The 12,881-nt window shown below is 68.8% G+C and carries 13 protein-coding genes and 1 tRNA gene; 7 read left to right on the top strand and 7 right to left on the bottom strand.

The features are described from left to right. Window positions 1–518 (bottom strand): GTP 3',8-cyclase MoaA (locus U742_RS0101625; protein ID WP_038360249.1); only part of this gene is annotated, 518 nt, incomplete at its 3' end. 233 nt (window positions 519–751) lie between these two features. Here U742_RS0101625 and U742_RS0101620 point away from each other — a divergent pair. Further along, the gene (locus U742_RS0101620; RefSeq protein WP_029349399.1) at window positions 752–1,135 is read left to right on the top strand and encodes a gamma-butyrobetaine hydroxylase family protein; all 384 of its coding nucleotides are present in this window, start codon (window positions 752–754) and stop codon (window positions 1,133–1,135) included. A 213-nt stretch (window positions 1,136–1,348) separates the two neighbouring features. Here U742_RS0101620 and U742_RS0101615 read toward each other — a convergent pair whose 3' ends face one another. Next, entirely contained in the window at window positions 1,349–1,948 is a 600-nt protein-coding gene (locus U742_RS0101615; protein ID WP_248310227.1) for a L,D-transpeptidase, read from the bottom strand. A 338-nt stretch (window positions 1,949–2,286) separates the two neighbouring features. Here U742_RS0101615 and U742_RS0101610 point away from each other — a divergent pair, with 338 nt between their 5' ends. Next, on the top strand, window positions 2,287–4,398 hold the full coding sequence (locus tag U742_RS0101610) for a hypothetical protein (protein ID WP_029349396.1): 2,112 nt from the start codon (window positions 2,287–2,289) through the stop codon (window positions 4,396–4,398). A gap of 62 nt (window positions 4,399–4,460) precedes the next feature. After that, entirely contained in the window at window positions 4,461–4,877 is a 417-nt protein-coding gene (locus U742_RS0101605) for a BA14K family protein (RefSeq protein WP_029349394.1), read from the top strand. 122 nt (window positions 4,878–4,999) lie between these two features. On the opposite strand, the gene U742_RS0101600 is transcribed toward U742_RS0101605, so the two are convergent. Next, window positions 5,000–5,074 (bottom strand) — tRNA-Val (locus U742_RS0101600). 78 nt (window positions 5,075–5,152) lie between these two features. Next, a complete protein-coding gene (locus tag U742_RS0101595) occupies window positions 5,153–5,836 on the bottom strand; it encodes an HAD-IA family hydrolase (protein ID WP_029349392.1) in 684 nt (227 codons plus the stop codon). A gap of 156 nt (window positions 5,837–5,992) precedes the next feature. On the opposite strand from U742_RS0101595, the gene U742_RS0101590 reads away from it, so the two are divergent. From U742_RS0101590 to U742_RS0101580, 3 genes are all read left to right on the top strand, one after another. After that, window positions 5,993–6,409: a hypothetical protein gene (locus U742_RS0101590; protein WP_029349390.1), complete on the top strand. Its 417-nt coding sequence runs from the start codon at window positions 5,993–5,995 to the stop codon at window positions 6,407–6,409. 148 nt (window positions 6,410–6,557) lie between these two features. Then, complete coding sequence (gene rpiA / locus U742_RS0101585; RefSeq protein ID WP_029349388.1) at window positions 6,558–7,259, top strand: ribose-5-phosphate isomerase RpiA; 702 nt, start codon at window positions 6,558–6,560, stop codon at window positions 7,257–7,259. 23 nt (window positions 7,260–7,282) lie between these two features. Further along, window positions 7,283–7,834 (top strand): DUF2059 domain-containing protein, encoded by a 552-nt coding sequence (locus tag U742_RS0101580; RefSeq protein WP_029349386.1) that lies wholly within the window; start codon window positions 7,283–7,285, stop codon window positions 7,832–7,834. A gap of 69 nt (window positions 7,835–7,903) precedes the next feature. On the opposite strand, the gene U742_RS0101575 is transcribed toward U742_RS0101580, so the two are convergent. The 3 genes from U742_RS0101575 to U742_RS0101565 form a co-directional block, all read right to left on the bottom strand. Further along, window positions 7,904–9,415, bottom strand: coding sequence for a tripartite tricarboxylate transporter permease (locus tag U742_RS0101575; RefSeq protein ID WP_029349385.1), 1,512 nt, complete (start codon window positions 9,413–9,415; stop codon window positions 7,904–7,906). A 13-nt stretch (window positions 9,416–9,428) separates the two neighbouring features. Further along, on the bottom strand, window positions 9,429–9,914 hold the full coding sequence (locus U742_RS0101570; RefSeq protein ID WP_029349382.1) for a tripartite tricarboxylate transporter TctB family protein: 486 nt from the start codon (window positions 9,912–9,914) through the stop codon (window positions 9,429–9,431). A gap of 125 nt (window positions 9,915–10,039) precedes the next feature. After that, a complete protein-coding gene (locus U742_RS0101565; protein ID WP_248310230.1) occupies window positions 10,040–10,972 on the bottom strand; it encodes a Bug family tripartite tricarboxylate transporter substrate binding protein in 933 nt (310 codons plus the stop codon). Window positions 10,973–11,228: 256 nt separating this feature from the next. On the opposite strand from U742_RS0101565, the gene gor reads away from it, so the two are divergent. Continuing rightward, window positions 11,229–12,635: a glutathione-disulfide reductase gene (gene gor / locus U742_RS0101560; protein WP_029349378.1), complete on the top strand. Its 1,407-nt coding sequence runs from the start codon at window positions 11,229–11,231 to the stop codon at window positions 12,633–12,635. Window positions 12,636–12,881: the final 246 nt, after the last annotated feature.

The following is a 12,881-nucleotide window of genomic DNA, read 5'->3' as shown; positions in this document are numbered from 1 at the left end:
ACATGCAGCCCTGCGGCCTGCGCCGCGTCGATGCCGGCGAGCACCTTGGAGAGATCGCCCCAGCGGGTCAGCGCCCGGAAGCGGGCCGGGTCCAGCGTGTCGAGCGAGACGTTGATGCGCTTCACCCCGCAGGCGGCGAGGTCGCCGGCGAAGCGGGCGAGCTGCGAGCCGTTGGTGGTCAGCGTCAGCTCTTCGAGGTCGCCGCTGTCGAGATGCCGGCCGAGCGAGCGGAACAGCGTCATCACGTCCCGGCGCACCAGCGGCTCGCCGCCGGTGAGCCGCAGCTTCTTCACCCCGCGCGCGACGAAGGCCGAGCACAGCCGGTCCAATTCCTCGAGCGTGAGCAGTTCCGGCTTGGGCAGGAACGTCATGTGCTCGGCCATGCAGTAGACACAGCGGAAATCGCAGCGGTCCGTCACCGAGACACGCAGATAGGTCACCGCCCGGCCGAAGGTGTCGACCAGCGGCTGGCGCGGCGCGGCCTTTGCCGCGCGGTCGAACTCGACGTCGAAACCCATCCCGGCTTCTGCTCCCGAAGCGCCTTCGCGCCTGCTTTTCACGAATGTTTCTAGTCGGCTGCGCTCCCCGTGCCAAGGCGGCAAGCCCTATCGGGCGATCGGTTTAGCCGTTCGAACCCCGCTTCTGACGCGCTGTTGAACGGACGACCCGGTCGGACGTATGGCGGGCGCCGGCTTGGCGAGCGGGCGGCATCCGCTTATGTGGGGATTGAAACGCCCGAGGAGAAGACGCCGTGACCGCCACCCCCTGGCCCACCGAGCTGCGCCTGCACAAGGACCACCGGACCCTGACCATCGCCTTCGACGACGGCGCCAGCTACGCGCTGCCGGCCGAATATCTGCGGGTGGAGAGCCCTTCCGCCGAGGTACAGGGCCATTCGCCGGCCGACCGCCAGCTCGTCGCCGGCAAGCGCGAGGTGCGCATCCAGGAGATCATCCCGGTCGGGCACTATGCCGTGCGCCTCATCTTCGACGATGGGCACTCGACCGGCATCTACACCTGGGAGACCTTCCAGACGCTCGGCGGCGAGCAGGAGGAGCGCTGGAAGCGCTATCTTCAGGAGCTCGCCTCGAAGAACCTGTCGCGCGACGCGCAGGGCGCGCAGCGGCATCATTGAGGCGTCTCGGAGAAAGTCCTGTCCATCCAGACGGCCGTCATCCTGAGGTGCCCGCGTCAGCGAGCCTCGAAGGATGTCCGTCGGGGCGAACACGACGACCATCCTTCGAGGCTCGGGCGCTGCCCGAGCACCTCAGGATGACGGTGTTCCGGGAAGGGCCGGAGTAACGACGCGATCCCGGATCAGCCATCAGGCCGACCGGGATGACGCCCGTCAGTTCAGCACGACGACCTTGGTGCCGACGCGCACGCGCTCATAGAGGTCCTGCACGTCGTCATTGGTCATGCGGAAGCAGCCCGACGAGACCGCCTGGCCGATCGTCTCCGGCTCGTTGGAGCCGTGGATGCGATAGAGCGACGAGCCGAGATACATGGCGCGGGCGCCGAGCGGATTGTCGATGCCGCCGGGCATGTAGCGCGGCAGGTCCGGCCGGCGCTTCAGCATCTGCGGGGGAGGGGTCCAGCCCGGCCACTCGGCCTTGCGGGTAATGGTCTTGTTGCCCGACCAGCGGAAGCCGTCGCGGCCGACACCGATGCCGTATTTCAGCGCCGTGCCGTTGTCCTGCACGAGGTAGAGCCGGCGCTCGGAGGTGTTGATGATGACGGTGCCCGGCGAGTACTTGCCGTCGTAGCGCACCGTCTGGCGCGGGATCGGCGAGCCTGAATAGCCCGAGCGATAGCCCGCCACCGGCCCGTTGCCGAAGTTCGAGGGTCGCGGAAAGAACGACGCCGGCCCGTCGAGGGCGGCGGCCGGCGCGGCGCCGGCGAGCGTTCCGGCCAGCAGCGCCGGAACGAGCAAACTGGAAAGACGCATTTTCTGCCCCATGCCCGAAATCTCGAATGCCGTCTGATCGCGACGCCGGAGAATGCGTGGACCGAACCGGAAACGTCACTCCCGCGCCGTTCCCCCTTCGTTTGCCGCATTCCCGCAGCGTCGTCGATGGTATCGCAACGAAAATTGGTAAATCTTGCCTATAGATGCAGTTTCGCCACGTTGACGTTCGCGTGAAATTCCCCCGTCGAGCGCATGCTGCCCTTCGCCGTGGCTCTGTCCCCGCGAGCCCGCGCTGAGACCTGCCGGCCGGCGGCGCGCGCAATGGCGGCAGACGGGAGCCGGCCCAGCGCCTATCCTGCCGGAAACCGGGGGCGGGAATGACGACGACGGCGGCGACGCGCAAACTCCTCACGTTCGTTGCCGTTGCGATGGGACTGATCGGGCTTCTGGCTCTCGCCGGCGTCGCCGAGCGCGCCCTGACCGAGCGGGTGGGGTCTTCCGGAGGCTGCCCGCTGAAACCGGGCCTGCATGTGGGCCCGCTTTCCGGCGCCTCCGTCACCCATTGCGATGGCGGCGACCCCGACACCGGCGAGGTGGCGAGCGGGACGCTGGCGCGCGCGCCCTTCGCGGTGATCCAGTATCTCGGCCATCCGAGCGCCGAGGGCGTGTTGCTCTGGCTCGAGGGCCCGGATGGGGAGCGCCTGCCGCTCCACCCGAAGGACGCCACCATCGGATGGCGGCGCGCGGTGGTCGCGGTGCCGGAAGGCTGGGCGAGCTTCCGGGTCGTCGCCCGCGACGAAAGCACCGCCTTCAAGGGCTGGATCGGCCTCGGCGAGGTGCGGCGCGCCTTCCTGCCCTTCGACGCGTCCGCGCTGGCGCGGCTCCTGTTCTGGCTGGTGGTGGCGCATCTCGCCCTCGCCGCGTGGTACGCCGCGGCGCGGCGGCGCTGGCCGTCGGAGGACGGCGCGCTGCTGCTGCCGCTGATCGTCGGGGCAGGGGCCTATGGCGCGGTGATCGCCTGGTTCCTGCATCCCTGGCTCGGCATGGCGGTCTCGCTCGCCCTGATGGCCGGCACTCTGGCCATGGCCGTCCAGGCCCTGCCGCAGGATGCGCTCGCCGATGCGAGCCGCGCGGTGGCGCCCGTCTCGGCCTTCACGCTCTTCGTGCTGGTGATGGGGCTCTATCCCTTCGCCGACCAGATCTATCTGGCGGCGGGCGACCGCTGGCTGTGGCTGCCGGGGGACAATGTGCTGCAACTGCTGCTGGCCGATCAGCTCCGGCGCGGCGCCCTCGCCATCCCCATGGTGTGGGACTGGCACGCCAGCGATCGCCCGCCGCTGCAGAGCGGCGTCTACCTGCTCTGGGGCGTCAGCGACCGGGCGCTCTATCAGGTGGTGTCGAGCCTTGCGCAGGCACTCATCCTGCTGCCGCTCGGCGCTCTGCTACGGCAGATGATGCCGCAGCGCCTCGTCTGGATGGGGCTCGCCGCCTTCGGCGCCTCCAGCCTCGCGCTGCTGCACACGCTGTATGTCTGGCCGAAGCTGTTCTCCGCGACCTTCCTGCTGATCGTCTTCATCGAGACCTTCGCTCCGATCGAGGGCCGCGCCAAGCGCCACGCGTTGATCATGGGCGGGGCCGCCGCCTTCGCCCTGCTGTGCCATGGCGGGGCGATCTTCGCGCTCGCGATTCTGGTGCCCTTCTATCTGTGGACGCGGCGGCGCGATGTCTTCGGCGAGACCGCTCGCACCGTGCCGACGATGATGAACATGCTTCTCAGCGCGCTGATCGCATTTCTCGCGATGCTGCCCTGGTTGCTGTTCCAGCGCCTCATTGACCCGCCCGGCGACCGACTGGCGAAGTGGCATCTCGCCGGGCTGATCGAGGTGAACGAGGGCATCGGCCTCGTCGAAGCCATGCGCGCGGCCTATGCGCGGCTCGGCTTCGACGCCTGGCTGGCCGGGCGGCTGGAGAACCTGCGGATGGTCTATGGCGGGCTCGCGAGCTTCCTCCCCGATCTCGCCGCCGGCCGCTTCGCAAACCCCGACATCCTGCTGCATCGCAGCTTCTACGAGACGCTCTATTCCCTGTGGTTCATCGCCCCGGCCGGGCTTGCGGCTTTCCTGATCCTCGCCGCGCGAGGGGGATTGCCGCCCCGCGCCGCGCCGCTCTTCGTGACCGGCAACGCGATCCTGCTGCTCTGGGCGCTCGCGATGTTCGTGCCGGGCTCGGCGGTGATCCATCAGGGAACCTTCTTCCCCTGGGTCGCGCTGTTCGCTGCCGCGATCGGCTGCCTCGCCGCGCTGCATCCCGCCCTTCTCGCCGCGGCGCTCGCCGGTAACGTCACTTTGATGGCGCTGTTCTACCTGCCGGAAAAGGCCGCCGCAGCCTCGCCGCAACTCCACGCGGCAGCGGCTTTCGCGGCCTTTCTCGCCTTCGCGGCGGCCTGCCATCGTGGTGTCAGGGAACCGGAGGCGCCGCTTCATATGTGAACGAACTGGAGCTTCGGGCGTTGGCGACGCGAGCGTATCGCGTTCCGACGAAAGGAAGCATCATGAAGAAGACCATCGCCATACTCGCCGCTACCCTGATGGCCGCGACCCCGGCCGCCGCCGCCTCCTTCGGTGACGGTGTGCTGAAGACGGCGCCCTCTGGCGTGGAGCAGGTGCGGCACCATGGTCCGTACGGTGGGCCTTACCGGCATGGCGGCTACTACCGTCATGGCTATGACCGTCATTATCACGGCCGCTATTACCGGAACGACGGCGCGGTCGCGGCCGGCGTGGTCGGCGGCCTCTTGCTGGGCGGCGCCATAGCCGGCGCGGCGAACGCCAATGTGGCGCGCGGTGCGACCTATGCCGATGCCCACGTCCAGTGGTGCGCCAGCCAGTACCGGTCGTACCGGGCCTATGACAACACCTTCCAGCCCTATGGCGGCCCGCGCCAGCCCTGTGTCTCGCCGTACAACTGATCGGTCTGGAAGGACGCGACGCGAGAGGAGCCCGCTTGCCGGGCTCCTTTTTTCGTTCCGACAGCGCACGGAGGCTGCCCGCGTAGCGCAGGCGATCCGGATATCGATGAAGAGGAAGCCGATGGTGGGCGATGCAGGGATTGAACCTGCGACCCCTCCCGTGTGAAGGGAGTGCTCTCCCGCTGAGCTAATCGCCCGCCGACCATCGAGGCGGCTGGATTTAGTGGGTGAGGCCGACAGGTGTCAAGCGCGGAACACGCCGCGGCGATCGGTCCTCACGCGCCGTTCAGCAGCTTCTCGACGGTTTCCGGCAGATGGTCGAAGTGCTCGATCAGCACGTCGCCGCCCAGTTCGGCCGCCGGCGTGTCGGTATAGCCGAACGGCACGACGATGCTCGGGACCCGGGCGTTGCGCGCCGTGATCACGTCGGTGGCGCTGTCGCCGACCATCACCGCGCGGGTCGGAATGCCGCCCGCCCGCTCGATGGTGCCGAGCAGATGGCGCGCGTCCGGCTTGTGGACGGGAAAGGTGTCGGCGCCCGCGATCACCGCGAAGCGGTCCTTGAGGCCGAGGCGGCTGAGCAGCTCCACCGAGAGATATTCGAGCTTGTTGGTGCACACCGCCAGCTTGTGTCCGCGCGCGCTCAGCACGTCGAGCGCCTCCACGAGACCGGGGAAGGGGCGGGAGAAGTCGGCGATATGCGCCTCGTAATGCGCGAGGAACCGCGCGAACAGCCGGTCGCCTTCCGCCTCGTCGACCGTCATCCCGGCGGCCGCGAGCCCGCGATTGACGAGCGCTCGGGCACCGGCGCCGATCATCTTGCGCGTCTCCTCGCGCGGCAGGCGCGGCGCGCCGGCCTCGTCGAGCACGATGTCGAGCGTGTCGAGCAGATCCGGAGCGGTATCGACGAGCGTGCCGTCGAGGTCGAAGGCGATGACGGCGGGGGCGGACGAGGACATGTGGGCGATTTCCCCTGAGGCGTGCGCGGCATTTTGCGATATGCCATCTTGCCTACAATCCTGCCGCTTTTGCTGTCCAGCGTGCCGCGTCCATCCGGCACACATCGGGCGGCCGGCGGGCGAGAAAAGGCGACGCGCTTTCGGGGAGTTCATTTCATGACGTCGAAGTTCGGTTTCATCGCGTCCGGTCTGCCGCTGGCCGCGGCGGTCCTGCTGCTCGGCAGCGCGGCGGCGCACGCCCAGCAGGCGGCCTTCCAGTTCGAGGCGCCGCCCTCGGCGCAGGCCAACCGGGTCTATTCGGTGAATGCCGTGACCGGCGAGATCAGCGCCTGCCAGTTCGAGCGGCCGGAAGGCAATCTCGTCGGCGTCACCCGCTGCTTCACGCGCGATCCCAGCGCCGGCCCGCAGAAGAACGGCCGCTACGAGCTGCGCTCGACCCGCTATTCGGGCGAGACCGGCGTCTTCCGCGTCAACATCATCAGCGGCGAGATGAGCGTCTGCTACGTGCGCGACATGCCCAAGAGCGGCGGCGGCGTGGAGCCTGCCGTCGTGTGCACTCCGCAGGCCAAATGATACCTTCGGATCGGCCGGAACGGAACGCGCGGGCGAGCTGCGGCAAAGTGGACGCGCCGGCGCGCCGGCATTCACCCTTGGTCGTGTTGGCGCTTGTCCTCGCCTCGGTTCGGCGCTAGGCAGCGCCGTCGATCTTCCGGGGACGCTCATGTCGGACGCTGAACTGCTGAAACGCCAGGCTGCGGCGCAGGCCCTCGATCTCGTCCGCTCGGGCGACAAGCTGGGCCTCGGCACCGGCTCGACCGCGCGGCATTTCGTCGATCTGCTGGCCGAGCGCGTGAAGCAGGGCCTCGACGTGGTCGGCGTTCCGACCTCGGAGGCGACCCGCGCGCAGGCGGAGAGCCTCGGCGTGCCGCTCTCGACGCTCGACGAGCACCCCGTGCTCGATCTGTGCGTCGACGGCGCCGACGAGGTCGGCCCGGATCTCGTGCTGGTGAAGGGCGGCGGCGGCGCGCTGCTGCGCGAGAAGATCGTCGCCTCGGCGGCCAGGCAGATGGTCGTCATCGCCGACGCCAGCAAGCATGTCGCCACCCTCGGCAAGTTCCCGCTGCCCATCGAGGTGGTGGATTTCGGTGTCGCCGCGATCCGCCGCGGCATCGACAAGGCGGCCAAGGCGGCCGGCTGCCACGGCTTGCTGACGCTGCGGCGCGGAGCCGACGGTCATGTTTTCGTCACGGATCAGGGACACCTCATCCTCGACGGCGCATTCGGTTCCATTCCCGATCCCGTCGCGCTGGCGGCCAATCTGGCCGCGGTGCCGGGCGTTGTTGAACATGGGCTTTTCATCGGTCTGGCGAGCCGTGTCATTCTCGCCGGGCCGGGCGGCGTGACAGTGCTCGACCGCACGTAAAACATTTCGGCAGGGAGATTTTCATGCGAGTTCCGTTCAACAGGCGGAAACAGATCCGGCGGTCCATCGGCGCGGGGCTCACCGTGCTGATGCTGGGCGGCGCCGTTCCGGCCATGGCGCAGACCGCGGCTCCCGCGCCCGCCGCCACGCCCGAGCCGAGCGCCGCCAACGTCGCGCTCGCCAAGGAACTGCTTTCCGTCAATGGCGAGGCCGGCAGCTTCGACGCGCTGATACCGGGCGTGATCGAGCAGACCGCAGGCAGCTTCGTTCAGGCGAACCCGGACCTCATCCGCGAGCTGCGCGACGTCGCGCGCGCCATCGCTCCGGAATATGAGGCGCGCAAGAACGAGATCACCGACATTCTCGCCAAGGTCTATGCGAGCCACTTCACCGAGGCCGAGCTGAAGGAGATCGTCGCCTTCTATCGCACGCCCACCGGCAAGAAGCTGGTCGACGAGCGCCAGCCGGTCCTCGACGAGGGGCTGCGGAGCATCCAGGCCTGGAGCGGGCGTTTCGCGCGCGAGATGGAAGGGCGCATCCGCGAGGAGATGAAGAAGCGCGGCTACACGATCTGATCGCCGCCGCCTCATTCGATCAATGTGCGAAGCCCGGCTGGAGACAGCCGGGCTTCGTCGTTTCCGGTATCAGTCCTCGTCGCCGCCGACCGGGGCGCGCCTGCCGGTGATCAGCGTGAAGAGCATCGGCCCGAGCAGCGCCAGGATCGACAGCGCGTAGAGCGTCAGCGCGATCGGGCTCTGGAACAGCACCATGGGATCGCCGACGCTGATGGCGAGCGCCCGGCGAAGCTGCTGCTCGGAGAGCGGGCCGAGGATCAGCCCTACCACCACCGGGGCGATCGGATAATTGTACCGGCGCAGCACGTAGCCGAGCAGGCCGAACACCACCAGCATGCCGAGCTCGACCAGCGACGGATTGGCGCCGAGCGTGCCCAGCGTCGCGAAGACGAGGATGCCGCCATAGAGCCACGGGCGCGGGATCGCCAGCAGCCGCACCCACAGCCCGACCAACGGCAGGTTCAGCACCAGCAGCATGCCGTTGGCGATGAACAGGCTGGCGATCAGGCCCCAGACGAGGTCCGGATTGGTGGTGAACAGCAGGGGGCCGGGATTGAGTCCGTATTGCTGGAAGCCGGCGAGCATGATCGCCGCGGTCGCCGAGGTCGGCAGGCCGAGGGTGAGGAGGGGCACCAGCACGCCGGCGGCGGCCGCGTTGTTGGCCGCCTCGGGACCCGCCACGCCTTCGATGGCGCCGTTGCCGAACTCCTCCGGCTTCTTGCAGAGCCGCTTCTCCAGCGCATAGGAGAGGAAGGTCGGGATCTCCGCGCCGCCGGCCGGCATGGCGCCGATCGGGAAGCCCAGCGCCGTGCCGCGCAGCCAGGGGAACCAGGAGCGCTTCCAGTCCTCCTTGCTCATGAACACCGAGCCGCGCACCGGCTCGATGACCTCCTCCGCCCGGTTGCCGGCGGCGGCGACGGACAGCGTCTCGCCGATGGCGAAGAGCGCGACGGCGAGCGTCGTCACTTCGACGCCGTCCAGAAGGTCCGGTATGCCGAAGGAGATGCGCGCCTGGCCGCTCTGCAGGTCGATGCCGATCAGGCCGAGGGTGAGGCCGAGGAACAGGCTGACGAGGCCGCGCGTCACCGATGAGCCGAAGGCCGCCGACACGGTGGTGAAGGCGAGCACCATCAGCGCGAAATAGTCCTCCGGCCCGAAGGAGATGGCGATGTCGACGACGGTCGGCGCCACCAGCGCCAAGCCGATGGTGGCGATGGTGCCGGCGACGAAGGAGCCGATGGCGGCGGTGGCAAGCGCCGGCCCGCCGCGCCCGGCGCGGGCCATCTTGTTGCCTTCGAGCGCGGTGACGATCGACGAGCTCTCGCCCGGCGTGTTCAGCAGGATCGAGGCGGTCGAGCCGCCATACATGCCGCCGTAATAGATGCCGGCAAACATGATCAGCGAGCCGGCGGGGTCGAGCTTGAAGGTGATCGGCAGCAGCAGCGCGACGGTGAGCGCCGGCCCGATGCCCGGCAGCACGCCGACGGCGGTGCCGAGCATGACGCCGATGAAGGCGAACAGCAGGTTGGACGGCTGGAGAGCGATCAAGAGGCCTTGGCCGAGGGCATCAAAGGTTTCCATGGACCGGGCGCCTTCAGATCAGCCGCTCGATGGGGCCGGCCGGCAGCGAGAGCTGGAGCCCCTTGGCGAAGATGACGTAGATGACGAAGCTGATGACCGCGCCGGCGAGGAAATGCGCCCAGACCGGCCCGCGGCCGAAGCCCTTCACGGTGGCGGCGAACAGCCAGCCGGTGGCGATGGAGAAGCCGGCGAAGGGCAGCAGGGCGATCTGCCCGAGCAGCCCGCCGAGCACCCAGAGGATCGGCTTGACCTCGTCGTGCGGGCGCTCCTCCTCGGCGCCCTTCAGCGCCTCGATCGCGGTGGCGATGGCGAGGATGCCGAGACCGCCGGCGATGATGGCCGGGAACGCCGCCGGGCCGACCGCGGAATAGGACGGCATCGCGGAGAGCCGCCACGCGTCGAGCCCCACCACCACGGCGAGCACGGCGAGCCCGAGCGCGATGACGAAGCCCGCCTTGTCGGGTGTTGGCCGGGACGGCGGCTGAGCCGGATCGGACATGGAGGGAGCCTTCCAGGGATGTCGGGGCGGGAGCGTGCGGAGGAGGGTGGAGACGGGGCCACCCGGACGCGGTTTCCTGCGTCCGGGTGGCGAATTGCGGAAGGAGGGCGGCGTTCGCCCGGGCCTCACTGGGTGAGGCCGATATCCTTCAGCACGACCTTGGTGTTGGCGATGTCGGCGGCGAGCTGCTTCTCGAACTCGGGACCGGCCAGATAGGTGTCGGCCCAGCCCTTGGTCTTCAGCGTGTCCTGCCAGGTGGCGGATTTCGCCATCTTCTCTACCACGTCGAGCAGCGCCTTCTTCTGCTCGGCGCTGATGCCGGGCGCGGCGGCGACCATGCGCCAGTTCTGCACCTCGACGTCGACGCCGGCTTCCTTGAAGGTCGGCGCGTCGATGCCCGGCAGGCGCTGGGCCGAGGAGACCCCGAGGATGCGCAGCTTGCCGGCCTTCGCCTGCGGCTCGACCTCGGAGAGGCCGTTGAGGCCGACCGTGACCTTGCCGCCGAGGATCGAGGCGAGCGACTCGCCGCCGCCCGAGAAGGCGATGTAGTTCAGCTTGCTCGGCTCGATGCCAAGCGCCTTCACGATCAGGCCGGCCGTGATGTGGTCAGTGCCGCCCGCCGAGCCGCCGGCCCAGGACACCTTGGCCGGGTCGGCCTTCAGCACCTTGACGAAGTCGTCCATGGTCTTGAGCGGCGAGCTGGTCGGCACGACCAGTGCCTCGTACTCGCCGGTCAGCCGCGCCAGCGGCGTGACCTGCGAGAGGTCGACCGGCGACTTGTTGGTGATGATCGCGCCGACCATCACATAGCCCGACACCATCAGGGCGTTCGGATCGCCCTTGGAGCTGTTGACGAACTGCGCGATGCCGATGGTGCCGCCGGCGCCCGGCACGTTCATGACCTGCACGTTGCCGACGATCTTCTCGGTCTGCAGGGCGTGCTGCATCGAGCGCGCGGTCTGGTCCCAGCCGCCGCCGGGCGCGGCGGGCGCCATGATCTTGAGTTCGTTGACCTGAGCCTGGGCGGCGCCGAGCGGAACGGCCAGCGCCAGGGTCATCCCCAGCAGAGTGCCGCGGATCATGTTCGACATGGATTTCCTCCTGAGCCATGTGCGTGCGGCGTTTCGAAACACGGACGCCGCTTCTTAGTGAGGGCGCAGGCTAGTGCGCGCATCCCGCTCTGTCGAGTTCCACCAAAGAGGGAGCAAACGTTGCGCCCGCTTGCCTTTCAGGGCAGCCATGCGCGCCGCGCCGTATGGCTTGACGCCGAGGCGCCGTGAGCCGACATGCAGCGGTGAAATCGGGGATGGACCCATGACCAGCTATGATGTGGACCTGTTCGTCATCGGCGCGGGCTCGGGGGGCGTGCGCGCCGCCCGCATCGCCGCAGGTTACGGCGCGCGGGTGAAGGTGGCGGAGGAATACCGCGTCGGCGGCACCTGCGTGATTCGCGGCTGCGTGCCGAAGAAGCTGATGGTCTATGCCGGCCGCTTCGCCGGCGAGTTCGAGGACGCCGCCGGCTTCGGCTGGACCGTGGAGGGCGCGCGCTTCGACTGGGCGACGCTGATCGCCAACAAGGACAAGGAGATCGCCCGGCTGGAGGCGGCCTATCACGCCAATCTCCAGAAATCCGGCGTCGAGATCGTTCCCCAGCGCGCCGAGCTCGAGGACGCCCACACCGTGCGCCTCGCCGACGGCACGCGCGTCACCGCCGGCACCATCCTCATCGCCACCGGGGCACGGCCCAATCTCGGTCTCGACATCCCCGGCCGCGAGCTTGGCATCACCTCGAACGAGATCTTCCATCTCGAACGCCAGCCGGGAAGCATCGTCATCCAGGGGGCGGGCTATATCGCGCTCGAATTTGCCAGCCTGCTCGCCGGGCTGGGAACGAAGGTCACGGTCGTGCATCGCGGCGACAAGCTGCTGCGCGGCTTCGACGATGATATCCGCGAGCTGATCGTGAAGGAGCTGGAGGGACATGGCGTCGCCTTCGAGTTCGGCGCCACCATCGAGGCCATCCATGCCGAGGGCGGCGGGAAGCGCATCCGTCTCAATGACGGGCGCGATCTCTTCGCCGACGAGGTGATGCTCGCCATCGGCCGGACGCCGAACACGACAGGCCTCGGCCTCGACAAGGTCGGCGTCCATCTGAACGAGGCGGGCGCGATCGCGGTCGATGCGGGTTCGCGCAGCAACATCCCCTCGATCTACGCGGTCGGCGACGTCACCGACCGGGCGAACCTCACGCCGGTCGCCATCCGCGAGGGCCATGCCTTCGCCGACACCGTGTTCGGCGGCAAGCCGTGGAGCGTCGACCATTCGCTGATCCCGACCGCGGTCTTCACCGAGCCGGAGGTCGGCGTGGTCGGCCTCACCGAGGCGGAGGCGCGCGCGCAGGGACGGCGGGTCGACATCTACAAGACCAGCTTCCGGCCGATGAAGGCGACTTTGTCCGGCCGCCAGACGCGGGTGTTCATGAAGCTGGTGGTCGACCAGAAGGACAACCGGGTGCTCGGCGCGCATCTCCTCGGCGAGGCGAGCGCGGAGATCATCCAGCTTGTCGGCGTCCTGCTCACCGTCGGCGCCACCAAGGCGGATTTCGACCGCACCGTCGCGCTGCATCCGAGTGCGGCGGAGGAACTCGTGACGCTGCGCGACCGCCACCCGTCGAGCGACCAGCTCCCCGAGGCGTCCGCCGAGATGACCCCGGCGATCTGAGGGCCGGGTGTCCCGGCCCAGCGCAGGCGTAGCCGGAGCGCCGAGCCGGGACCCAGGAGAGATTCCGCCGCAGCCGCGGCGCTTCCTGAAAAGGATGTGGCGACTTCGCCGACTTTCTCCTTGGACCCCGGATCGGCGCTGCGCTGCGCGCAGCTTGTCCGGGGAACATGGGCTCCGGTTTGCGGCACTCCCGCAATCCCGCCATGGCGCGCCATGCTCTGGCTTTGTTCTCGGCCTTGGGTGTAT

The sequence above is a fragment of the Allobosea sp. 117 genome (assembly GCF_000702305.1).
Lineage (GTDB): Bacteria > Pseudomonadota > Alphaproteobacteria > Rhizobiales > Xanthobacteraceae > Ancylobacter.
This window is presented reverse-complemented; position numbering and strand designations above follow the sequence as displayed.

What these genes read in the sequence shown, in the direction of transcription:
- U742_RS0101615 (WP_248310227.1), bottom strand. Translation starts at nt 1,948, where the DNA reads ATGCGTCTTTCCAGTTTGCTCGTTCCGGCGCTGCTGGCCGGAACGCTC.
- U742_RS0101610 (WP_029349396.1), top strand. Translation starts at nt 2,287, where the DNA reads ATGACGACGACGGCGGCGACGCGCAAACTCCTCACGTTCGTTGCCGTT.
- U742_RS0101605 (WP_029349394.1), top strand. Translation starts at nt 4,461, where the DNA reads ATGAAGAAGACCATCGCCATACTCGCCGCTACCCTGATGGCCGCGACC.
- U742_RS0101595 (WP_029349392.1), bottom strand. Translation starts at nt 5,836, where the DNA reads ATGTCCTCGTCCGCCCCCGCCGTCATCGCCTTCGACCTCGACGGCACG.
- U742_RS0101590 (WP_029349390.1), top strand. Translation starts at nt 5,993, where the DNA reads ATGACGTCGAAGTTCGGTTTCATCGCGTCCGGTCTGCCGCTGGCCGCG.
- rpiA (WP_029349388.1), top strand. Translation starts at nt 6,558, where the DNA reads ATGTCGGACGCTGAACTGCTGAAACGCCAGGCTGCGGCGCAGGCCCTC.
- U742_RS0101580 (WP_029349386.1), top strand. Translation starts at nt 7,283, where the DNA reads ATGCGAGTTCCGTTCAACAGGCGGAAACAGATCCGGCGGTCCATCGGC.
- U742_RS0101575 (WP_029349385.1), bottom strand. Translation starts at nt 9,415, where the DNA reads ATGGAAACCTTTGATGCCCTCGGCCAAGGCCTCTTGATCGCTCTCCAG.
- U742_RS0101570 (WP_029349382.1), bottom strand. Translation starts at nt 9,914, where the DNA reads ATGTCCGATCCGGCTCAGCCGCCGTCCCGGCCAACACCCGACAAGGCG.
- U742_RS0101565 (WP_248310230.1), bottom strand. Translation starts at nt 10,972, where the DNA reads ATGACCCTGGCGCTGGCCGTTCCGCTCGGCGCCGCCCAGGCTCAGGTC.
- gor (WP_029349378.1), top strand. Translation starts at nt 11,229, where the DNA reads ATGACCAGCTATGATGTGGACCTGTTCGTCATCGGCGCGGGCTCGGGG.